The sequence below is a fragment of the Nocardioides sp. QY071 genome, from assembly GCF_029961765.1.
In the GTDB taxonomy this organism is placed as follows: Bacteria; Actinomycetota; Actinomycetes; order Propionibacteriales; family Nocardioidaceae; genus Nocardioides.
The window spans coordinates 2,518,732-2,539,355 of sequence record NZ_CP124681.1 but is presented as its reverse complement, the minus strand read 5'-3'; the positions used below and the strand labels follow the sequence as shown (position 1 = coordinate 2,539,355).

Below are 20,624 nucleotides of genomic sequence, written 5' to 3'. Positions count from 1 at the left end.
CTCAGTCCCCCAAGGTCGCGACGAGGACGGCCTTGATCGTGTGCATCCGGTTCTCGGCCTGGTCGAACACGATGGAATGCCGCGACTCGAACACCTCGTCGGTCACCTCGAGCGCCGTGAGCCCGGTCTGCTGGAAGATCTCCTCGCCGACCGTCGTGTGCCGGTCGTGGAATGCCGGCAGGCAGTGCAGGAACCGCACGTCCGGGTTGCCGGTCGCCTTCACGACGGCCATGTCGACCTGGTAGTCGCGCAGCAGCGCGATCCGCTCGGGCCAGCGCTCCTTCGGCTCCCCCATCGAGAGCCAGACGTCGGTGTAGAGGAAGTCGACGCCGGCGACGCCCTCGCCCACGTCGTCGGTCAACAACAGCTGTGCGGCCGTCTGCTCTGCGAGCTGCCGGGCCCGGGCCACGACGCCGTCGGCGGGCCACAGCGCACGCGGAGCGACGACACGCACGTCCATGCCCATCATCGCGCCGGCGACCAGCAGCGAGTTGCCCACGTTGTTGCGGGCGTCGCCGAGGTAGGCGAACGAGATCGCCTGGTCCGGCTTGGCCGCGTGCTCGCGCATCGTCAGCATGTCGCACAGCGCCTGCGTCGGGTGCCACTCGTCGGTGAGCCCGTTCCACACCGGCACCCCGGAGCGCTGCGCGAGCACCTCGACGTCTGCCTGGCGGGAGCCGCGGAACTCGATGCCGTCGTACATCCTGCCGAGGACGCGGGCGGTGTCGGCCATCGACTCCTTGTGGCCGATCTGCGAACCGGTCGGGTCGAGGTAGGTGACGTGGGCGCCCTGGTCGTGGGCGGCCGCCTCGAAGGCGCACCGGGTCCGGGTCGAGGTCTTCTCGAAGATCAGCGCGATGTTCTTGCCGGCCAACCGGGGCTGCTCGGTGCCGGCCCGCTTGGCCGTCTTGAGGGCGGCGGCGAGGTCGAGGAGGTAGCGCCACTCCTCCGGGGTGAGGTCCAGCTCCTTGAGGAAGGAGCGGTTGCGCAGGGGCGAGGCCATCGCGTTCAGATCCCCTCGCGCTCGATGGGGCAGGTCATGCACCGCGGGCCGCCGCGGCCCCGTCCGAGCTCGCTGCCCTCGATGGTGATCACCTCGATGCCGTTCTTGCGCAGGTGGGTGTTCGTGGTGACGTTGCGCTCGTAGGCGACCACCACGCCGGGGCGCACGGCCAGCACGTTGCAGCCGTCGTCCCACTGCTCCCGCTCGGCCGAGCGCACGTCCTGGGTGGGCGTGAGGACCCGGATCCGCTCGAGGCCGAGGGCGGCGGCGATCGCGGCGTGCATCTCCTGGGGAGCGTGCGCGGTGATCGCGAGCTCCTTCTCGGTGTCCCCCGGCTCGATGGTGTACGACGGCAGCGGGCCGAGCCCGGCGTACTGGGTGAAGGTGTCCTCGTCGACCATCGTCATCACGGTGTCGAGGTGCATGAAGGCGCGCTTCTGCGGCATCGCGAGGGCCACGATCCGCTGGGCCCGACCGGCGTCGAAGATCCGCCGGGCCATCCGCTCGACCCCCTGCGGCGTGGTCCGCTCGCTCATGCCGACCAGGACCGAGCCACGCCCCAGGACGAGGATGTCCCCACCTTCGGTGGTGGCCGGAGCACCGATGGAGCCGTCGGCCCACCACCGGAAGCCCGCGTCGGCGAAGGCCGGGTGCCAACGGTAGATGGCCTCGTAGTGGACCGTCTCGCGGGTGCGGGCCCGCTTGCGCATCGCATTGACCGAGACTCCGTCGTACACCCACGCGGAGGTGTCGCGGGTGAAGAGATGGTTGGGCAACGGTGCGATGACGAAGTCGTCGGCGTCCATGGTCTGCACCGCGACCGACCGCGGTTCGTCGATGTGCTCGAGCAGCTCGCGCTTGGTGAGACCGCCGATGAGCATCGTCGCCAGCTCCTCGGCCGGGAGCCCGGCACCGAGGTTGTGCAGCGCGTCAGCCGCGAGCGGCCCGTAGACGCGCTCGTCGAACGTGCTGTCCAGCACGTGACGCCGGGCTTCGGGGATCTCCATCGTCTCGGCGAGCAGCCGGTCGAGCAGGTGGACCGTGACGCCCTGGTCGCGCAGCACCTCGGCGAACGCGTCGTGCTCCTGCTTGGCGCGCTTGACCCACAGCACGTCGTCGAACAGGTAGGCGTCCTTGTTGGTGGGCGTCAGGCGCATCAGCTCCAGCCCGGGCCGGTGCAGGATCGCCTGGCGCAGCGTGCCCACCTCGGAGTCGACGTGCAGGTTCATGGGACTTCCTCTCTGGTTTCCTGGGGCCGATCCTGCGCGGCGCGGCGCCCCGGCGGAGGGGTCCTAGGTCCCGACGCTTGGGGCACATCGACCGATCTCGGTGCCGTGGCGGCGGTGCTTCCGTGGTGCGGACACGCCATTCACAGGAGGTACCCACCATGAGCACGATCCACCGAGCGGAGCGACCGAGCGCCCCACCACCGGCGAGCGAGGCACGGGCTCGTCGCAGCTTCCACTTCCCCAGCGCCTTCGCCGTGCTCTTCGGCGTCACGATCGCGGTCTGGCTGCTCGCCTTCGTGATCCCCTCCGGGACCTACCAGACCGACGCCGACAGCGGCCGGCCGATCCCGGGCAGCTATGCCGCCTCGGACAGCGGCCTGTCGTTCGGCGACCGGCTCATGGACCTCTTCATGGCTCCGGTCAACGGGCTGTACGGCATCCTCAACTCCGACGGGAAGATCGGGCCCTACGAGTCCGGTGAGCTGTACGGCGCCGCGGGGGTCTTCCTGTTCGTCCTGGCGATCGGCGTGTTCATCACCATGGCCATGCGGACCGGCGCGATCGACGACGGCGTGGCGCGGGTCGCCCAGCGCATGAGCGGACGGGGCACAGCGCTCATCGCCGTGCTGATGATCCTGTTCTCCATCGGCGGCACCACCGAGGGGATGGCCGAGGAGACCCTCGGGTTCTACGCGCTCCTGATCCCGTTGATGCTGGCGCTCGGCTACGACCGGATGGTCGCGGCCGCCACCATCCTCGTCGGTGCCGGCATCGGCGTGCTCGCCTCCACCGTGAACCCGTTCGCCACCGGCGTCGCCTCCGACTCGGCCGGCATCTCGATCGGCGACGGCATCGCGCTGCGGTTCGTGATGTACCTCGTGCTCGTGCCCGTGGCGGTGTGGTGGGTGACCCGCTACGCGCGCCGGGTCAAGGCCGACCCCTCCCGCTCCCTGGTCGGTCCGGTCGACGGCGACGACGAGCTGCGCGGGCACGGCCTGCGGGACGTCGCGGCGCTGTCCGGTCGCCAGAAGGCGGTGCTCGCCATCGTCGCCGCGACCTTCGCGTTCATGATCTTCGCGATCGTCCCCTGGGCCCAGGTGATCCACGGTCCCGACGCCTCGAGCTTCTCGTGGCAGCTCGACTGGTACTTCCCCGAGCTCGCGGCCCTGTTCCTCGTCATGTCGCTGGTCGTCGGAATCGTCGGCGGTCTCGGCGAGCACGGCGTCAGCGAAGCCCTCACTCGTGGCGCCGGCGACTTCGTCGGGGTCGGGCTGATCATCGTCCTCGCCCGTGGCGTCACCGTGATCATGAACAACACCGAGATCACGGGCACGGTGCTGCACGCGATGGAGAACACCGTGAGCGGCACATCCTCGGGCGTCTTCGGCGCCGTCATGTTCCTCATCAACGTGCCGCTGGCCTTCCTGGTGCCGTCCACGTCCGGGCACGCCGCGCTGGCCATGCCGATCCTGGCGCCCCTGGCGGACTTCGCGAACGTCCAGCGCTCGATCGTCGTGACGGCCTTCCAGTCGGCCTCGGGCGTGGTCAACCTGATCACTCCGACCTCGGCGGTGGTGATGGGCGGGCTCGCCCTGGCCAAGGTGCGCTACGACCAGTACCTGCGGTTCGTGCTGCCGCTGGTCGGGATCCTGCTCGTCCTGGGTACCGCGGCACTCGCTCTCGGAGCAGTGCTCTCCTGAGGGGCGTGCCATGAGTGGGCACTCCGTTGCGGGGCCGCGGTGGCGGGGCCTGGTCGGGCTGGTCCTCGTCCTCGTCGTGCTCGGTGGGTGCGCGAACGAGCCGACCGGGCCCGCCACGCCGGGAGCCACCGGCGGCCCGACGACCGGCACCGCCCCGGGCATCGCCTCCTTCGTGTACTTCCTGGTCGACACGCGCGCAGGAGTGCGCCTCGCTCGGGAGCGACGCCGGCTGGCCGGTACCGATGCGGCGAAGGCTGCGGTCGAGGCCATGATCGCGGGGCCGACCGACCCGGACTACACCACGACCTGGGACCCGCAGACGCGGGTCCTGTCGGTCCGCCGGGCGGCGGGCGTCATCGAGGTCGACGTCTCCGCCGACGCCCGGCGGGCCAACGCCGGGTCGGAGGCCGCAGCGCGGATGGTCCAGCAGCTCGTCTACACCGTCACCGAGGTCCTCGGGCGCACGGATCCCGTCCAGCTGCTCATCGAGGGCCGGCCGGCGGGCGAGCTGTGGGGCGTGCTGGTCTGGGACCGGGCGGTGCGCCGGGAGCCACCGCTCGACGTGCGGATGCTCGTCCAGATCGACAGTCCCGGCGACGGTGCCGTCGTCTCCTCACCGGTGACGGTCGAGGGCACGGCGGCGGTCTTCGAGGCCCAGTTGTCCTGGCGCGTGCTGTCGGCGGACGGCGCGGTCGTGCGGCAGGGCACAGCCATGACGAGTGAGGGGCAGCGGTTCGCACCCTACTCGTTCACGCTGCCGCTGGACCGCGGACGCTACGTGGTCCAGGTGGAGGAGGACGACCCGTCCGGCGGGCAGGGCGGCACGCCCATGACCGACACCCGCACGGTCACGGTCGAGTAGTGCTCCCGCGAGTCGGCACGGACCAGATCAGCGCCGTTCCGCCTCCCGCGCCGGACTCGACGCTCAGGCTCCCCCCGCGCCGCTCTGCACGGGTCCGGATGTTGGCGAGCCCGCTCTCGGCCACGGCCTCGGACATCCCCCTTCCGTTGTCCCGGACCGTCAGCACCACCTGGTCGCCGGCCTCGAGCACCACCTGGATCGCGGTGGCCTCGGCGTGCCGGCTCGCGTTCGAGAGGCCCTCGGCCAGCACCGCCAGCAGGTCGGGGACGACGTCGTCGGGGACCAGGGTGCGCACCGGGCCTTCGAAGGTGAGCGACGGCCGGAACTTGAGCGTGGCCGCGGCGCGGTCGACCAATCGGGTGACCTCGGCCTGCACGTCGCCGGCCGACTCCAGCGAGCTGAGCCCGAAGATGGCACGCCGGATGTCCTTGATCGTCGCGTCGAGGTCGTCGACAGCCTGCTCTATGCGTGCGGCGACCTCCGGGCGCTGCACGAGACGGGTCGCGCCCTGCAGGCCGAGGCCGACCGCGAAGAGCCGCTGGATGACCAGGTCGTGCAGGTCGCGGCCGATCCGGTCGCGGTCCTCGAACACCGCCAGTCGGCGCTGGTCCTCCCGGGCTTCGGCCAGCTGCAGCGAGAGCGCCGCCTGCTCCGCGAACGCGGCGACGAGCTTGGTGTCGAGGGCGTAGTAGCGGTCCTCCTGCTCGGGCGACCAGGCCAGCGACAAGGTCCCCGACGATCCCGCCGAGGGGCTGAACGGAACCGTGAGCACGGGATCGTCACGGTCTCGTGACTCCGTCCCGCTGTGGGCGAGTCGCTGTTGCTGCCCTTCCTCGGAGGTGATCTCTGCCCAGGCCGCGTCGGCGCCGGCCAGGTCGCGCACCTGCGCCACCAGGTCGGCGACCGGGTCCTCCGCCGGGTCCGGGTCGGCCAGGGCCGGCCCGAGGGCGGCCGTCGCCAGCGCCCAGGTCTCCCGGGTCGTGGTCTCCTCGTAGAGTCGGGCGTTCTCGATCGCGACGCCGGCGGCGGCGGCGAGGGCGACGACGATCTCCTCGTCCTGTGAGGTGAAGTCGCCTCCGCCGGCCTTCTCGGTCAGGTAGAGGTTGCCGAAGACGCGGTCCCGGATCCGGACGGGCACGCCGAGGAAGGAGCTCATCGGCGGGTGGTGATCGGGGAACCCGTACGACGCGGGGTGCTCGGCGATGTCGTGCAGGCGCAGCGGCTCGGGCCGGTCGATGATCAGGCCGAGGAGGCCATGTCCCGTCGGGAGGTCGCCGATCTCGGCAGCGAGGTCCCCGGAGATGCCGTGGTGGATGAAGGTCCGCAGCCGCCGCTGCCGGCCGGCACTGAGCACGCCGAGCGCGGCGTACCGTGCGTCGACGAGGCGACTGGCGATCGCCACGATGCGCGACAGCACGCCGTCGAGGCTCAGGTCGGCGGAGATGGTGACGACGGCGTCGAGGAGGAGCTGTAGCCGCGCCTGCTGGTCGAGGGCGCCGTGCATCCGGTCCAGGACCTCGCGGACGAGCTCCTCGAACTCCACCTGCCCCAGGTCGATCGTGCTCCCGGGCTCGACTCCCTCCACGACGCTGAGACTACTCCCGCACCGGGTCGAAGGACCCCACTTCTCCGGGACCCGCGCACCTGTGCACCCGTCTGGGGCGGTACGACGATGGAGACGTCCCCGAGAAGGAGGTGGTCCCGATGCCGACGTCCGATGTCCGGCCGGGCCGGCTGGTGGTGCTGTCCGACGACGAGTGCTGGAGCCTCCTCCGGTCCCGACCCGTGGGCCGGCTCGCCTGGTCGGGGGACGATGGCGTGACGGTCCTGCCGCTCAACTTCGCGGTGGTGGACAACACGGTGCTGCTGCGGACCACGCCCTACTCACACCTGGCCCGTGACTGCGAGGGCAGCGAGGTCGCCTTCGAGGTCGACGAGCTCGACGAGGAGGTCCACACGGGGTGGAGCGTGCTCGTCCGCGGCCGTTGCACGCGCGAGCGCCAGCCGTCGCCAGGTCCCACACCCTGGGCGACCGGTCCTCGGGTGCTGAGCCTGCGGATCGACGTCGCGTCGGTGTCCGGACGCCGGATCCTCAGCCCTCCGAGCGCGGCGGGTGCTTGACAGCGAAGATCGCGGCCTGCGTGCGACTCGACATGCCGAGCTTGGCGAGCAGCGAGGAGACGTAGTTCTTCACGGTCTTCTCGGCGAGGTGCAGCTCGCGCGCGATCTGCCGGTTGGTGAGCCCCTGTCCGATCAGGTCGAGGATCCGACCCTCCTGGTCGGTGAGCGACTCGAGCTCCTTGTTGACCGGCGGACCGGACCGGATGCGGTCGAGCACCTGCGCGGTCACCGACGGGTCGAGGGTGGACTGCCCGGCGGCCACTCGCCGCACGATGTCGAGCAGGTCGGTGCCGCGGACCTGCTTGAGGACGTATCCGGCCGCGCCGGCCATGATCGCGGAGAACAGGGCGTCATCGTCGTCGTAGGACGTCAGGATGAGGGCCTTGATCGAGGGGTCCTGGGAGCGGACGTCACGGCACACGTCGATGCCGGAGCCGTCCGGCAGGCGCCCGTCGAGGATCGCCACGTCGGGACGCAGCGCGGGAATGCGGCGCGCGGCCTCGGCAGCGGAATCCGACTCCCCGACGACCACGATGTCGCCCTCGCTCTCGAGGAGGTCCCGGATGCCGCGCCGGATCATCTCGTGGTCGTCGAGCAGGTAGACACGGATCTGCTGGTCGCCCTCGCGGGCACCTTCGTCGTTCACCCCACCCACGGTAGTCCCGTTCGGGCGCTCTTGGGGGCAGGACCGCGCTCCCACGACTTGGGGACCTTGTGCCCTGCTGCTACCGCGCCCCGTCCGGCACCGTGAGACTCCACGGAAGAATGAGGGGGACGTGGGTATGTCGAACCGACTCGGGACGCGCACGGAGCGGGCGCCGGTCGCCGTGATCGAGCGCCTGGTCTCGCTGGCGTGCCTGGCTCCGAGCGTCCACAACACCCAGCCCTGGTTGTGGCGCCATCACGACGGCACGCTCGAGCTGCAGGCCGACCTACGCCGCCGGCTGCCGGCGGAGGACCCCCGCGGTCGCAACCTCACCATCAGCTGCGGCGCTGCGCTGCACCACCTCCAGTTCGCCGCGCGCGCCCTGGGGTGGGAGACGATCGTCGACCGGCTGCCCACGGGCGCGCCCGACGCCGTCCTCGCCCGGATCGTGGTCTCACGCTCGGTCCACCACGCTGTCGCCCGCGGCGACATCGACCTGCTTCGGGCCCGGTGCACGGACCGGCGCCGGTTCACCGCCTGGCCAGTCCCGCCCGACCGGCTGGACCAGCTGTGCCGACGCGCCGGCCTGTGGGGAGCACGTGCGGAGGCCGTGACGACCGACGCCGCCCGGTTCCGGCTCGAACTGCTCGCCAACCGCGCCATCAGCTTCCTCGAGGTCGAGGGCCGCCGCCTGCTCGAGCAGGACCGCTGGATCGACCGCGACGGTCCGGACGGCATTCCGCTCGAGCTGCTGCCCGACGACCCGGACCCGCTGCAGGCCCGTTCCCGCTTCCGGCCGGGCGTGCTCGAGGACACCCGACTGGTCATCCACGGCGGGGAGCGAGTGATCGCCCTCGGCGGTGACGCCGACGACGTGGGGAGCTGGCTACGCACCGGCGAGGCCATGAGCGACCTCTGGCTCGAGGCGACTCGCGCTGGGATGTCGGTCATCCCGATGACGCAGCCCATCGAGGTCGAGAGCACGCGTCACGAGATCGCGCAGACGGTGCTCGCCTCCCGGTTCGAGCCCCACCTGCTGCTCCGGGTGGGCTGGCAGGCGATCGGTCGCCGCGACCTTCCCCGCACCCCGCGGCGGCCGCTGGACGACGTCCTGCAGCGATGAGGCTCACCTGGCTGGGCGCCTGCACGCTGGCCGAGGCGATCGGCATCACCGCCGCCGCCGGCGCTGCCCGCCTCGCGACCTGGGTCACCGACGTCCGGGAGGCTCCGCCGGCCGTCGCGCTCGGGGTGGTCGTCGCCGGTGGTCTGGTCGAGGGCACCGCCCTCGGCGTGCTGCAAGCGCGCGTCCTGCGGACCGCGCTCGGCCCGGCCGCCGCACGTCGCTGGGCCGGCGCCACCGTCCTCGTCGCGGGGCTGGCCTGGGCGGCCGGTTCCGCGCCTGCGACCCTCTCGACCGACGACGGCGGCCGCCCGCCTGCGTTGCCGTTGGTGCTCCTCGGCGCCGCGGCGCTCGGCACCATGGCCGGCGCGCTGCTCGGCGCGGCCCAGGCCGTCGTCGTCCGGCGCCGTGTCGAGCACCCGTGGTCCTGGGTCCGGGCCAGCACGATCGGCTGGACGGCCGCGATGCCGGTGATCTTCCTCGGCGCCGGAGTCGCAGGTGCGGACTGGTCGTGGCTCACCGTGGTCCTCCTCGGCACGGCGACCGGGACCCTCGCCGGTGCCGTGCTCGGAGGCACGACCCGGCACGCCGCGGACGCGTTCCTGATCGCGGACCGGCGCCGCGGGCCAAAGGTCCCGTCACCGCAGGAAGTCCGGCCGTAGGGCTCGACCCCCGCGGCTTCCTAGCGTGGTCGTCACCGGGCGCCTGCCCCAGCGCGCCCCTCCCGACACCTGCCAGGAGCACCCGTGGACCCGACCGACATCGCACGGTGGCAGTTCGCCATCACGACCGTCTACCACTTCCTGTTCGTCCCCATCACGATCGGCCTCTCGGCGATCATCGCCGGTTACGAGATCACCTGGCTGCGCACCCGGGACGAGCGCTGGCTGCGCCTGACGAAGTTCTTCGGCAAGCTGTTCCTCATCAACTTCGCGATCGGCGTGGTGACCGGCATCGTGCAGGAGTTCCAGTTCGGCATGAACTGGAGCGACTACTCCCGCTTCGTCGGCGACGTCTTCGGCGCCCCGCTGGCGATCGAGGGGCTGCTCGCCTTCTTCCTCGAGTCGACCTTCCTCGGCCTGTGGATCTTCGGCTGGGACCGGCTCTCGCCCAAGCTGCACGCGGCCTGCATCGTGCTCGTCCACGTCGGGACGCTGTTCTCGGCGTACTTCATCCTCGCCGCCAACTCGTGGATGCAGCACCCGGTCGGCTACGCCTTCAACCCCGAGACGGGCCGGGCAGAGATGGACGACTTCGCTGCGGTCCTGTTCAACAAGGTCCAGCTCGTCACGTTCCCGCACGTCGTGCTGTCCGCCTACATGACCGGAGCCGCCTTCGTGCTCGGCATCGCCCTGTGGCACCTGCGCCGGGCCCGGTCCGAGGAGGACCGTGGCGTCTACCGCCCCGCGGTGCGCACCGGTGCCTGGATCGTGCTGGTGGCCGCTCTGGGGGTCTTCGTCAGCGGCGACGTCCAGGGCAAGATCATGACCGAGGTCCAGCCGATGAAGATGGCCGCGGCCGAGGGGCTCTACGAGACCGAGCAGCCGGCGGACTTCTCGGTCTTCCAGCTCGGCAGCCTCGACGGCGAGAAGGAGACCTTCTCCATCAAGATTCCCGGGCTGCTGTCCTTCCTCGCCACCGGTACGCCCGACGGTGAGGTCGAGGGGATCAACGACCTGCGCGCCAAGTACGAGGAGGCCTACGGCGCCGACCCCGGCGCGGCGTACTACTCCCCCGGCGACTACACGCCGGTGATCCCGCTGACTTACTGGACGTTCCGGCTGATGATGGGCCTGGGCATCGCCGGCGCAGCCGTTGCCGCGTGGGTGCTCTGGGCGACCCGGAAGGGCCGGAGCCCGCAGGGGCGCGCCGTCCTGGCCGCCGCCGTCGCGCTCCCGTTCCTGCCGCTGTTCGCCAACTCCTTCGGCTGGATCTTCACCGAGATGGGACGCCAGCCCTGGGCCGTGTTCGGCCTGATGACGACCGAGCACTCGGTGTCCCCGGGGCTGTCCACCACCGAGGCCTGGATCTCGTTGCTCTCCCTGACGGCGGTGTACGGCGTGCTCGCGGTGGTCGAGGTGCGGTTGCTGCTCACCTGGATCCGCAAGGGCGCCGAGGAGCTGCCGCCCGACGTACCGACCGACAGTGGCGAGGACCGTCCCCTCGCCTTCGCCTACTGAGCGCCCGCGAGGAGACCCACCATGGAGCTCACCACCGTCTGGTTCGTCCTGATCGCCGTCCTGTGGATCGGCTACTTCACCCTCGAGGGCTTCGACTTCGGGGTCGGCCTGCTGCTACCGGTCCTGGCTCGCGACGACACCGAGCGTCGCGTCATGATCAACACGATCGGCCCGGTCTGGGACGGCAACGAGGTCTGGCTGCTGGTCGCGGGCGGCGCCACCTTCGCCGCCTTCCCCGAGTGGTACGCGACCTTGTTCAGCGGCTTCTACCTCCCGCTGTTGCTGATCCTCGTCGCCCTGATCGTGCGCGGGCTGGCGTTCGAGTACCGCGCCAAGCGGCCCGACGCCCGCTGGAAGGCCCGCTGGGACCTCGCGATCGTCGTCGGCTCGTTCGTGCCGGCCCTGCTGTGGGGCGTGGCGTTCGCCAACATCCTGCGCGGCGTGCCGATCGACGCCGACCTCGAGTACGCCGGTGGCTTCTTCGACCTGCTCAACCCCTACGCACTGCTCGGCGGGCTGACCACGCTGGCCCTGTTCGTCACCCACGGCGCCCTGTTCATCGCGCTCAAGACCGACGGCGAGATCCGGCACCGCGCACGCGGCCTCGCCCTGCCTTCGGTCGCCGTCACCGCCGTGCTGGCGGTCGCGTTCCTGGCGTGGACCCAGCAGCAGACCGGAACGACCGGGTCGGCGGTCGCCTTCGTGCTCGCCGCTCTCGCGTTGGTCGGTGCGGGCCTCGCCGCCCGCGCAGGCCGTGAGGGCTGGGCCTTCCTCGGCACGTTCGTGACGATCGCGCTGGCGGTCGCCGGGATGTTCCTCGCCCTGTTCCCCGACGTCATGCCGAGCACGTTGGCCGGCGGCGCGAGCCTGACCACGACCAACGCGGCCGCGACGGCCTACACGCTGAAGATCATGACGGTGACCGCCGTGGTGTTCACCCCGCTGGTGCTCGCCTACCAGGGCTGGACCTACTGGGTGTTCCGCAAGCGGATCGCCACCCACCACATCCCCGCGCCCGCCGAGAGCGCGAGCATCCGATGAGGCCGTCGGACCCGCGGCTGCGTGCCCTCCTGGCGCCGGCCCGGGCCGAGCTGACCGGTGTCGTCGTGGCCGGCGTGGCCGGCGGCCTGGTGGTCCTCGCGCAGGCGTGGGTCGTGTCGGGCCTCCTCGTCGCCGTGCTGCGCGGCCAGGACCTGTCGGGCTGGGCGTGGGGCGTCGTCGGCGTCCTCGCGCTGCGGGCGGCGAGCGGCGCGAGCGCGGACCTGTGCGCCGCGCGGGCCGCCTCGGTGATCGGCACCGTGCTGCGCCACCGCCTCGTCGGGGCGTACGTCGACCGGGCCGGGCCCACGACCGGCACCGGCGAGGAGGTCGTGCTCGCGACGCGCGGCGTCGCCGCCGTGGAGCCCTACGTCACGCGCTACGTCCCCGCCCTCGTGGTCGCCGCCGTGCTGCCGCCGCTCACGGTCGTCGCGATCGCGACCCAGGACCTGCTCAGCGCGGTGATCGTGCTCGCCACCCTTCCGCTCGTGCCCGTGTTCGGGGCCCTGGTCGGGCTCGCGACCCGCGATCGCGCCGAGGAGCAGTGGCGCGCGATGGCCTCACTCTCGGGTCACTTCCTCGACGTGGTGCGCGGCCTTCCCACGCTGGTCGCGCACCGCCGCGCCCGGGCCCAGTCCGCGCGGATCGCCGAGGTCACCGACCGCTACCGACGCGCCTCGCTGGGCACCCTGCGCATCGCCTTCGCGTCGTCCGCGGTCCTCGAGCTGGTCGCGACACTGTCGGTCGCGCTGGTCGCGGTGACCGTCGGGGTCCGCCTCGCCTCGGGCGGGCTCGGCCTGCACACCGCGCTCGTGGTCCTGCTCCTCGCGCCCGAGGCGTACTGGCCGCTGCGCCGGGTCGGTGCGGAGTTCCATGCCGCCGCCGAGGGCGCCGCGACCTTCGCCGCTGCGCACGACGCCCTGGCGGCAACGCCGGACGACGGTCTCGACCGGGCGGCGCCGACGGGTTGCCCCCTCGTCCTCGACCACGTCACCGTCACCTGGCGCGGACGTACGACGCCCGCCGTGCGCGACGTCTCCGCGGTCATCCCGGCGCGCGGCATCACTGCTCTCACCGGACCGTCCGGTTGCGGCAAGTCCACCCTGCTCGCTGCGGCGGCCGGACTGGTGTCCCTCGACAGCGGCACGATCAGTGCCGGCGGCCAGGAGGTCGGCGGCCGCGCCTGGCAGGCCCAGGTCGCATGGCTCCCGCAACAGCCCCTGTTCGTCTCCGGCAGCATCGCCGACAACCTCCGCATCGCGTCCAGCGCCGCGACCGACGACCACCTGTGGGCGGTGCTGCGGGAGGTCGCTCTCGAGGAGCGCGTCCGCGCCCTGCCCGACGGACTCGACAGCGACCTCGGCGAGGACGGCCTGACGCTCTCGGCGGGCGAGCGGGCGCGCCTGGCCCTGGCGCGGATCGTGCTGGCCGAGCGTCCCTGGGTGTTCCTCGACGAGCCGACCGCCCACCTCGACGAGCTCACCGAGCAGGTCATCGCCGACACCATCGTCACCCTCGCCCGGAACCGCGGCGTCGTGGTGGTCGCCCACCGCCCGAGGCTGGTCGACCTGGCCGACCGGCGCATCGAGCTGCCACCGCCGCCGACCGCTGCCCCGCCTCTGCTGCGGCCGGCTGTGGTCCCGGCGGCACCGATCGGCCCAGCGGCGCAACGCTCCGCCGAGCCGGGCGGAGCCGAGAATCGCCGACTCGTGGGAGCCACGGTGCTGGGTGCCCTCGCTTCGGCCTCCGGCGTGGCGCTCACCGCGACGGCCGGCTGGCTGATCGTGCAGGCCTCCACGCGACCTGCAGTGCTGACCCTGCTCGTCGCCGTCGTGGGAGTCCGGGCCTTCGGCCTCGCCCGGCCCGTGCTGCGCTACGTCGAGCGCCTGTGGTCCCACGATGCGGCGCTGCGCCTGTTGGCGCGCCGCCGGGTCGAGGTGTACGACGCGCTGGTCCCGCTGGTGCCCGGCCGTATCGGCCGGCGACGGGGTGACGTCCTCAGCAGCGTGGTCGACGACGTCGACAGCGTCGTCGACCGCCAGCTGCGGGTCCGGATGCCGATGACCCAGCTCGGGCTGGTCGGCCTGTCGGCAGCCCTGGTCGCAGCACTCCTGCTGCCCGCCGCGGGCGCCGTCGTGGCGTCGCTCCCGCTCCTGGGGGGCCTTGCGTTCGTGGTGGCACGCCACGGGGCACGCGCAGCCGAACGCCGTCTCGTCGGGCTCCGCGCCGCCCTGTCCGACACGGTGGTCGAGGCGGTGCAGGTCGGCAGTGAGCTGCGCATGTGGCAGCGATCGCTCCCGGCGGCCGGACGCGCCGCCGGCACCAGCGCACAGATCGGGGCCGTGTCGAGCTCCGCCGCACGGTGGCTGGCGGCAGCCCGCGCCCTGATCCTCACGGGCAGCGGTGCAGCCGTCGCGACCATGGCGGTCGTGAGCTCCGGCCCCCTCGCGGACGGGCGCATCTCCGGTCCGGTCATGGCGCTTCTCGTCCTCCTCCCGCTGGCCCTCGCCGACGTCACCCTGCCCTGTGCCGACGCCGGCGTCCTGGCAGCGCGCACCGCCGCCGCCGACGACCGGCTGCAGGCCCTCGAGACGAGCCCGCCGGCAGTCTCCGACTTCCCGAGCCGCACCGCCTCGCAGGGCGACGCGGTCGCGCTCGACGCGGTCACGGCGCGGTGGGACCTGCGCGCTCCCCTCGCCCCGCCGGTCTCCCTCGATCTGGCTCCCGGCCGGCGCATCGCCGTGGTCGGGCCCTCCGGCTGCGGCAAGAGCACCCTGGCCGCCGTCCTGCTGCGCTTCCTCGACCCCATGTCCGGAGACGCTCGCCTCGGCGGCGCGCGCCTGGAGCACCTGGCCCCGGACGACGTACGACGGCAGGTCGGCCTCGTCGACGACGCCCCCCACGTCTTCGCCACCACGCTGGCCGAGAACGTCCGTCTGGCGCGGCCCGGCGCGAGCGACGCCGAGGTCGACCAAGCACTGCGGCGCGCTCACCTCGGCGCCTGGCTGGACGGCCTGCCGGACGGCCTGGGCACCTGGCTGGGCGCCGGGCACGGAAGTCTCTCCGGCGGCGAGCGAGCCCGTCTCGGCGTCGCCCGCTCGCTGCTCGCTGATCACCCCGTGCTGGTGCTCGACGAGCCGACAGCGCACCTCGACCACCCCACGGCCGAGGCCGTGGCCCGCGAGCTGCTCGCCGGGCCCCGCGACCGATCGGTGCTGTGGATCACCCACGGTGCGGTGGGTCTCGACCTGGTCGACCGGACGGTCCGGATGGAGCCGCGGGTCGAAGGTCCCGGCCGGTCCGGGGCATCGGCCCGTACCGGCGCGAGCGGGCCCGCACCACGCTGGACGCATGACCACTGACTCTCTCGACCCCGTCGCCGCGAACAGCATCGTCGTCGCCACCGACGGCTCCGACGACGCCGACCGCGCCGTCCGCTGGGCCGCCGAGCAGGCCTTCCTCGAGCGACGCCCATTGACCGTCGTCACCGCCGTGAACGGGCCCGAGGTCCCCACCGCGGCCTGGAGCGGCATGGGCGCCGTCTACTCCTGGGATCCCCACCAGGCCCTCGTCAGCGCCCGTGCGCTGGCGCAGGAGGCCGCCGAGGTCGCCCTGCACCTGCACCCCGGCCTGGACGTGACGACCGCGGCCCGGATCGGCGATCCGCGCCACGTGCTCGTCGAGATCTCCCGGGATGTGCCCCTGCTCGTCCTCGGCTCCCGGGGCCGCGGCGTCCTGCGCAGCAAGCTGCTCGGATCGGTCAGCGCCGCGGTCAGCCGCGACGCCGGCTGCCCGGTGGTCGTGTGCCGCCCCGAGCGGCACGAGGACCGGACCCGGCAGGGCATCCTCGTCGGTGCCGACGGCACCGCTGAGTCCCTGCCCGTCATCGAGTTCGCCTTCCAGCAGGCGTCGCTGATGGGCCTCCCCCTCACCGTCGTCCACGCCGTGTGGGACGAGGTCGGGGCCATGCACGGTCCTGTCATGGTCTCGCCGCGCGAGACCGGCCTCGACCAGTACCGGGTCCTGCTCGGCGAGAGCGTCGCCGGGATCGCCTCGAAGTTCCCCGAGGTGTCGGTGGATCTCCGCCTCGCCCGCGGGATGGCCGAGGACTGCCTGAGCGACACCGGTGCCCTGTGGAACCTCATCGTCGTCGGCCGGCACCCGGTCGACTCCCTGCTGCGTCTGGTGACCGGAGCGGTCGCCACCTCCGTCGTCGAACGCTCGCACACCACCGTGGTCGTCGTACCGCAGGCCGACGCCCCGGCCGAGAGCTGAGGGATAGCGATGAGCACCACCACCATCCGGCCCGGCAGCATCGTCGTGGGCGCCGACGGCTCGAAGCACGCCGCCCGCGCCATCGCCTGGGCCGCGGAGCAGGCCGCCCTCGAGCGCCGGCCCCTCGTCGTCCTCAGCGCCGACGAGGGCGCCGTCCACCGCATCAACGCCGAGGCTGTCCGGCTGGCGCGCGAGGCCGCGCCCGACGTCGACGTGACCGGCCTGACCGCTGCTGACGACCCCCGAGGCACCCTGGTCGAGCTCTCCCACGACGCGCACCTCCTGGTCGTCGGGTCCCGGGGCCGCGGCACGGTCCGCAGCATGCTGCTCGGCTCCGTCAGCGCCGCGGTCAGCCGGCTCTCGTACTGCCCGGTCGTCGTGTGCCGTCCTCGAGCCGAGGAGCACCGCGGCAAGGGTGTGCTCGTCGGCGTCGACGGCACCGAGTCCTCCCTCACCGTCCTCGACTTCGCCTTCACGCAGGCCTCGCTGCGCGGTCATGCCCTGACGGTGGTCCACGTCGTGTGGGACGTGGTCACCGCCGTGGCGGGCCTGCGCAACGTGCGTGTCGAGGACGTCGACCTCGGACCCGAGGACGAGGCACACCTGCTGCTCGCCGAGACCGTCGCCGGCTTCGCCGAGAAGTACCCCGACGTCCCGGTGACCATGCGCGTCACCCACGGGCTCGTCGACGACGTCCTCGGCGGCCGCACCGCGGCCTGGGACCTCGTCGTGGTCGGCCGGCACCCGCTCGACACCGTCGGCCGCCTGGTCACCGGATCGATCGCGACGGCCGTCGTGGAACGGGCGCACACGACCGTCGCGGTCGTGCCCGAGCCGACGGTCGTCCTGCCGTCATGAGCCGCGAGGCACCCAGCGCGCTCGTGGTCTACGAGTCGCTGTTCGACAACACGGCCCAGGTGGCGCAAGCGATCGTGCGGGGCCTGCAGCGCTCCGGCTTCGAGGCGCACCACGTCCCCGTCACCTCGCTGGCCTCCACCGGCCCCGTCGACGTCGACCTGCTCGTGGTCGGCGCGCCGACCCACGCCTTCTCGCTGAGCCGGCCGAGCAGCCGTCAGGACGCCGTCCGTCAGGGCGCACCGGCCGAGCGGGCGAAGATCGGAGCCCGCGAGTGGATCGCGCACGCCGTACCGGACCGGTTCGGGACCAGCCTGGTCGCGGTCTTCGACACCCGGGTCGCGAAGGTCCGCAGGCTCCCCGTGGCGGCCGGCGTCACCGCGGCCCGGCTGCTGCGGCGCCGCGGCTTCCACCTGCTCCGCAAGCCCGTCGCCTTCCTCGTCGACGGAACCCGCGGACCACTGTGCCCTGGTGAGGACGCCCGCGCCGAGCGCTGGGGGCAGATGATCGGTGCCGCCTGCGTCGCCGAGCTCGACCACGCAGCCTGATCCGTCAGGCCCGCGGGCTCCACTGGGTCGCCCGACCGGCGTGCGCGTCGCGGCTGCGGTAGACGATGTAGGGCCGGGTGAGGTAGCCGAGAGGCGCGCTGAACACGTGCACCAGCCGGGTGAACGGCCACAGCGCGAACAGGCCGAACGCCACGAGGGCGTGCAGCTTGAAGCCGATCGGCGCCTGCGCCATGAGCGAGGCGTCCGGGGTGAAGGCGAGGAACGATCGGTACCAGACCGAGACGCCCTCCCGGTAGTTGTACTCACCGCCGAGGGTGAAGATCGACCCGGCGATCGTGTTCCACATCCCCAGCACGATCACGGCGGCGAGGAAGGCGTACATCACCTTGTCCATCGGCGTGGTCGCCGAGAAGACCGGACCGACGGTACGGCGGCGGTAGACCAGGATCGCCATGCCGGCCAGCGCCATCACGCCGGCAACGAGGCCACCGGCGACGGCGACCAGGTGGTAGGTGTGGTCGCCGATCCCGATCGCGTCGGTCCAGGCACGCGGCACCAGCAGCCCGATCACGTGTCCGCCGACCACGCCCAGCATCCCGAAGTGGAACAGGGGCGAGCCGAGGCGCAGCAGCCGGTTCTCGTAGAGCTGTGAGGAGCGGGTCGTCCAGCCGAACTTGTCGTAGCGGTAGCGCCACACGTGGCCGACCACGAAGGTCGCCAGGCACAGGTAGGGCACGATCACCCAGAGGAAGACGTCCACCTCAGCTCCTCACCGCGAGAGTCGCGGGCGCGATCAGCGCCGGGCCGGCGCCGTACCCGTCGAGGCCGACCTCCTCGGCCGGCGGCCCCTGCTCCACCAGGCGACGTACGGCGTCCGCCTCGTCCCCGCGCAGCTCCGGCAGCGTGCGGCACACCGCGGCCAGGGCGCCGGCCCACGGCGACCCGGTCGAACCGTCGTCGTTGCGCCACCCGGCGAGCGCGAGTCGCAGCATCTCCAGGCCGGCCCGATGGTCGGTGAGCAGCCCTGTCGCGGTCGCGACGTCGACGGTCGCGCCGAGCTGGAGCACGGCGCACAGGTGGTCGGGCAGCTCGCCGGTCGCCTCGTCCCAGCGCACCCCCGCGGCACGGTAGGCCTCCTTGAACCGCAGCAGGGCCTGCCCCCGACGACGGGTGTCGCCGTAGGCGAAGTAGGTCAGGTGCAGCGCGCACTTGCGGGTGTGGTCGAAGGTCGCGACGTACTCGGCCTGCAGCTCTCCGAGCCCGCTGCCGCGCAGGTGGGCGAACAGCCCGGCGAGATCGGGATCGGCTGGGACCAGCGCCTCGATGTCGTCCAGCGTCGCCAGCAGCGCGGGGGTCGGGTAGTCGAGCAGGGCCGCGCAGGCCGCCCACACCGGGCGTACGTCGACACGGTGGCGGCGCCTCACGAGGCCTCCTCCTCGGAGCCGTCGGCACGGGGCGGGAACAGCCCGTCGGGCACGCCCTTGCCGTCCCAGTTGAGCAGGTTGACCCGTGCCCCCTTGTCGTCGGGCGCGGCGAAGGTGTCGCTGGTCTGGCGCTCCTGGAGCATCCGGAAGTTCTCCACCGCGACCGGCGTCGGATAGCCGGAGCCCTCGCCGAACAGGTCCCGCTGCCCACCGCCGTACTCCGACACCGGGCAGTCGGTGGCCAGCTCCTCCAGCGCGTGCGCCTGCTCGGCGTGCGCGGGCGGGATGACATAGCGCTCGTCGTACTTCGCGATCGCGAGCAGCCGGAACATCTCGTAGATCTGCTCCCCGGTCATCCCGACCGCGGCCGGGATCGCGTCGTCGGGATCGCGGCCCAGGTTGATGTCCCGCATGTAGGAGCGCATCGCCGCGAGCTTGCGCAGCACCCGGTCGACGGGGGCCGTGTCACCGGCGGTGAACAGGTTGGCGAGATACTCGACCGGGATGCGCAGGGTGTCGATCGCGGCGAACAGGTTGCCCCGGTCCTCTGCGTCCTCGCCGGTCTCCTTGACCGCGTCGACGACCGGCGAGAGCGGCGGGATGTACCAGACCATCGGCATGGTGCGGTACTCCGGATGCAGCGGGAGGGCGACCTCGTAGTCGTTGATCAGCCGCCACACCGGCGACTTGGCGGCCGCCTCGATCCAGTCGCCGGGGATGCCGGCCTTCTCCGCAGCCGCGCGGACCGCCGGGTCGTGCGGGTCGAGGAAGCAGGCCCGCTGCGCGTCGTAGAGCGCGTGCTCGTCCTCGATGCTGGCCGCCTCGAGCACCTTGTCGGCGTCGTAGAGGACCAGGCCGAGATAGCGCAGCCGGCCCACGCAGGTCTCGGAGCAGACGGTCGGGATGCCGACCTCGACGCGCGGGTAGCAGAAGGTGCACTTCTCGGCCTTGCCGGTCTTGTGGTTGAAGTAGACCTTCTTGTAGGGACAGCCCGACACGCACATGCGCCAGCCGCGGCAGCGGTCCTGGTCGACGAGCACGATGCCGTCCTCGGAGCGCTTGTAGATCGCTCCGGACGGGCAGGACGCCGCACACGACGGGTTGAGGCAGTGCTCGCAGATGCGGGGCAGGTAGAACATGAAGGTCTGCTCGAACTCCATCTTCACCTTGTCCTCGATGCCCCGGATCATGACATCGCGCGCGGCGTGCTCCTGGGAGCCGCCGAGGTCGTCATCCCAGTTGGCCGACCACTCGACGTTCATGTTCTTGCCGGACAGCAGGCTCTTGGGCCGCGCCACAGGGAAGTTGTCGCTCTGCGGCGAGCTGAGCAGGTTGTCGTAGTCGTAGGTCCAGGGTTCGTAGTAGTCCTCGATGGAGGGCAGCTTCGGGTTGGAGAAGATGGTGAGCAGCTTCTTGAACCGGCCGCCCGCGCGCAGCGCGAGCCGCCCGTTGGGCTTGCGGATCCAGCCGCCGCGCCATTCCCCCTGGTCCTCGTAGGTGCGCGGATAGCCCAGCCCGGGGCGGGTCTCCACGTTGTTGAACCAGACGTAATCCGTGCCGGTGCGGTTGGTCCACGCCTGCTTGCAGGTGACCGAGCAGGTGTGGCAGCCGATGCACTTGTCGAGGTTCATCACCATCGCCATCTGAGCCATGACGCGCATG

The 20,624-nt window shown here is 72.1% G+C and carries 18 protein-coding genes; 11 read left to right on the top strand and 7 right to left on the bottom strand.

Going from position 1 to position 20,624, the window contains the following annotated elements; all coding sequences use genetic code 11:
• Position 1: 1 nt before the first annotated feature.
• Positions 2–1,003 carry an ornithine carbamoyltransferase gene (argF, locus tag QI633_RS12190; protein ID WP_282429135.1) on the bottom strand — a complete coding sequence of 334 codons (1,002 nt, stop codon included), beginning with the start codon at positions 1,001–1,003 and terminating at the stop codon, positions 2–4.
• A 5-nt stretch (positions 1,004–1,008) separates the two neighbouring features.
• Positions 1,009–2,232 (bottom strand): arginine deiminase, encoded by a 1,224-nt coding sequence (locus tag QI633_RS12185; protein WP_282429134.1) that lies wholly within the window; start codon positions 2,230–2,232, stop codon positions 1,009–1,011.
• Between the two features lie 158 nt (positions 2,233–2,390).
• On the opposite strand from QI633_RS12185, the gene QI633_RS12180 reads away from it, so the two are divergent.
• Together QI633_RS12180 and QI633_RS12175 are read left to right on the top strand one after the other, a co-directional pair.
• On the top strand, positions 2,391–3,932 hold the full coding sequence (locus QI633_RS12180; protein ID WP_282429133.1) for a YfcC family protein: 1,542 nt from the start codon (positions 2,391–2,393) through the stop codon (positions 3,930–3,932).
• A 10-nt stretch (positions 3,933–3,942) separates the two neighbouring features.
• Positions 3,943–4,794 carry a Gmad2 immunoglobulin-like domain-containing protein gene (locus QI633_RS12175; RefSeq protein ID WP_282429132.1) on the top strand — a complete coding sequence of 284 codons (852 nt, stop codon included), beginning with the start codon at positions 3,943–3,945 and terminating at the stop codon, positions 4,792–4,794.
• Here the strand turns inward: QI633_RS12175 and QI633_RS12170 are convergent.
• Positions 4,781–6,379 (bottom strand): GAF domain-containing sensor histidine kinase, encoded by a 1,599-nt coding sequence (locus QI633_RS12170; protein ID WP_282429131.1) that lies wholly within the window; start codon positions 6,377–6,379, stop codon positions 4,781–4,783. The genes QI633_RS12175 and QI633_RS12170 overlap by 14 nt on opposite strands.
• Before the next feature lie 119 nt (positions 6,380–6,498).
• On the opposite strand from QI633_RS12170, the gene QI633_RS12165 reads away from it, so the two are divergent.
• Complete coding sequence (locus tag QI633_RS12165; RefSeq protein ID WP_282429130.1) at positions 6,499–6,915, top strand: pyridoxamine 5'-phosphate oxidase family protein; 417 nt, start codon at positions 6,499–6,501, stop codon at positions 6,913–6,915.
• Here QI633_RS12165 and QI633_RS12160 read toward each other — a convergent pair.
• Positions 6,887–7,561: a response regulator transcription factor gene (locus tag QI633_RS12160; RefSeq protein WP_282429129.1), complete on the bottom strand. Its 675-nt coding sequence runs from the start codon at positions 7,559–7,561 to the stop codon at positions 6,887–6,889. The two genes, QI633_RS12165 and QI633_RS12160, sit on opposite strands and share 29 nt — an antisense overlap.
• A gap of 136 nt (positions 7,562–7,697) precedes the next feature.
• Between QI633_RS12160 and QI633_RS12155 the strand changes: the two genes are divergently transcribed.
• The 8 genes from QI633_RS12155 to QI633_RS12120 all read left to right on the top strand — a co-directional run bounded on the left by QI633_RS12155 (position 7,698) and on the right by QI633_RS12120 (position 17,577).
• Positions 7,698–8,684: a hypothetical protein gene (locus QI633_RS12155; RefSeq protein ID WP_282429128.1), complete on the top strand. Its 987-nt coding sequence runs from the start codon at positions 7,698–7,700 to the stop codon at positions 8,682–8,684.
• Positions 8,681–9,343, top strand: a complete 663-nt coding sequence (locus tag QI633_RS12150; RefSeq protein ID WP_282429127.1) for a hypothetical protein — start codon at positions 8,681–8,683, stop codon at positions 9,341–9,343. The genes QI633_RS12155 and QI633_RS12150 overlap by 4 nt, the downstream gene beginning before the upstream one ends.
• Before the next feature lie 84 nt (positions 9,344–9,427).
• The gene (locus QI633_RS12145; protein WP_282429126.1) at positions 9,428–10,861 is read left to right on the top strand and encodes a cytochrome ubiquinol oxidase subunit I; all 1,434 of its coding nucleotides are present in this window, start codon (positions 9,428–9,430) and stop codon (positions 10,859–10,861) included.
• Between the two features lie 21 nt (positions 10,862–10,882).
• Complete coding sequence (gene cydB / locus QI633_RS12140; protein WP_282429125.1) at positions 10,883–11,902, top strand: cytochrome d ubiquinol oxidase subunit II; 1,020 nt, start codon at positions 10,883–10,885, stop codon at positions 11,900–11,902.
• Positions 11,899–15,261, top strand: a complete 3,363-nt coding sequence (gene cydD, locus QI633_RS12135) for a thiol reductant ABC exporter subunit CydD (protein ID WP_282429124.1) — start codon at positions 11,899–11,901, stop codon at positions 15,259–15,261. The genes cydB and cydD overlap by 4 nt, the downstream gene beginning before the upstream one ends.
• Positions 15,251–16,174 carry a universal stress protein gene (locus QI633_RS12130; RefSeq protein ID WP_141798958.1) on the top strand — a complete coding sequence of 308 codons (924 nt, stop codon included), beginning with the start codon at positions 15,251–15,253 and terminating at the stop codon, positions 16,172–16,174. Before cydD ends, QI633_RS12130 begins: the two co-directional genes overlap by 11 nt.
• A gap of 9 nt (positions 16,175–16,183) precedes the next feature.
• Positions 16,184–17,032, top strand: a complete 849-nt coding sequence (locus tag QI633_RS12125; RefSeq protein WP_141798959.1) for a universal stress protein — start codon at positions 16,184–16,186, stop codon at positions 17,030–17,032.
• Positions 17,029–17,577, top strand: coding sequence for a flavodoxin family protein (locus QI633_RS12120; protein WP_141798960.1), 549 nt, complete (start codon positions 17,029–17,031; stop codon positions 17,575–17,577). Before QI633_RS12125 ends, QI633_RS12120 begins: the two co-directional genes overlap by 4 nt.
• Positions 17,578–17,581: 4 nt before the next feature.
• Here QI633_RS12120 and narI read toward each other — a convergent pair whose 3' ends face one another.
• From narI to narH, 3 genes are read right to left on the bottom strand one after another with little or no spacing between them, the layout of a single operon-like run.
• Positions 17,582–18,298: a respiratory nitrate reductase subunit gamma gene (narI, locus tag QI633_RS12115; protein WP_282429123.1), complete on the bottom strand. Its 717-nt coding sequence runs from the start codon at positions 18,296–18,298 to the stop codon at positions 17,582–17,584.
• A gap of 1 nt (position 18,299) precedes the next feature.
• A complete protein-coding gene (gene narJ, locus QI633_RS12110; protein ID WP_141798962.1) occupies positions 18,300–18,962 on the bottom strand; it encodes a nitrate reductase molybdenum cofactor assembly chaperone in 663 nt (220 codons plus the stop codon).
• Positions 18,959–20,623: a nitrate reductase subunit beta gene (gene narH / locus QI633_RS12105; RefSeq protein ID WP_349016726.1), complete on the bottom strand. Its 1,665-nt coding sequence runs from the start codon at positions 20,621–20,623 to the stop codon at positions 18,959–18,961. Before narH ends, narJ begins: the two co-directional genes overlap by 4 nt.
• Position 20,624 lies beyond the last annotated feature (1 nt).

Excerpts from the sequence above, each read along its gene's own strand:
- argF (WP_282429135.1), bottom strand. The coding sequence starts at position 1,003 with ATGGCCTCGCCCCTGCGCAACCGCTCCTTCCTCAAGGAGCTGGACCTC.
- QI633_RS12185 (WP_282429134.1), bottom strand. The coding sequence starts at position 2,232 with ATGAACCTGCACGTCGACTCCGAGGTGGGCACGCTGCGCCAGGCGATC.
- QI633_RS12180 (WP_282429133.1), top strand. The coding sequence starts at position 2,391 with ATGAGCACGATCCACCGAGCGGAGCGACCGAGCGCCCCACCACCGGCG.
- QI633_RS12175 (WP_282429132.1), top strand. The coding sequence starts at position 3,943 with ATGAGTGGGCACTCCGTTGCGGGGCCGCGGTGGCGGGGCCTGGTCGGG.
- QI633_RS12165 (WP_282429130.1), top strand. The coding sequence starts at position 6,499 with ATGCCGACGTCCGATGTCCGGCCGGGCCGGCTGGTGGTGCTGTCCGAC.
- QI633_RS12155 (WP_282429128.1), top strand. The coding sequence starts at position 7,698 with ATGTCGAACCGACTCGGGACGCGCACGGAGCGGGCGCCGGTCGCCGTG.
- QI633_RS12150 (WP_282429127.1), top strand. The coding sequence starts at position 8,681 with ATGAGGCTCACCTGGCTGGGCGCCTGCACGCTGGCCGAGGCGATCGGC.
- cydB (WP_282429125.1), top strand. The coding sequence starts at position 10,883 with ATGGAGCTCACCACCGTCTGGTTCGTCCTGATCGCCGTCCTGTGGATC.
- cydD (WP_282429124.1), top strand. The coding sequence starts at position 11,899 with ATGAGGCCGTCGGACCCGCGGCTGCGTGCCCTCCTGGCGCCGGCCCGG.
- QI633_RS12130 (WP_141798958.1), top strand. The coding sequence starts at position 15,251 with ATGACCACTGACTCTCTCGACCCCGTCGCCGCGAACAGCATCGTCGTC.
- QI633_RS12125 (WP_141798959.1), top strand. The coding sequence starts at position 16,184 with ATGAGCACCACCACCATCCGGCCCGGCAGCATCGTCGTGGGCGCCGAC.
- QI633_RS12120 (WP_141798960.1), top strand. The coding sequence starts at position 17,029 with ATGAGCCGCGAGGCACCCAGCGCGCTCGTGGTCTACGAGTCGCTGTTC.
- narH (WP_349016726.1), bottom strand. The coding sequence starts at position 20,623 with ATGCGCGTCATGGCTCAGATGGCGATGGTGATGAACCTCGACAAGTGC.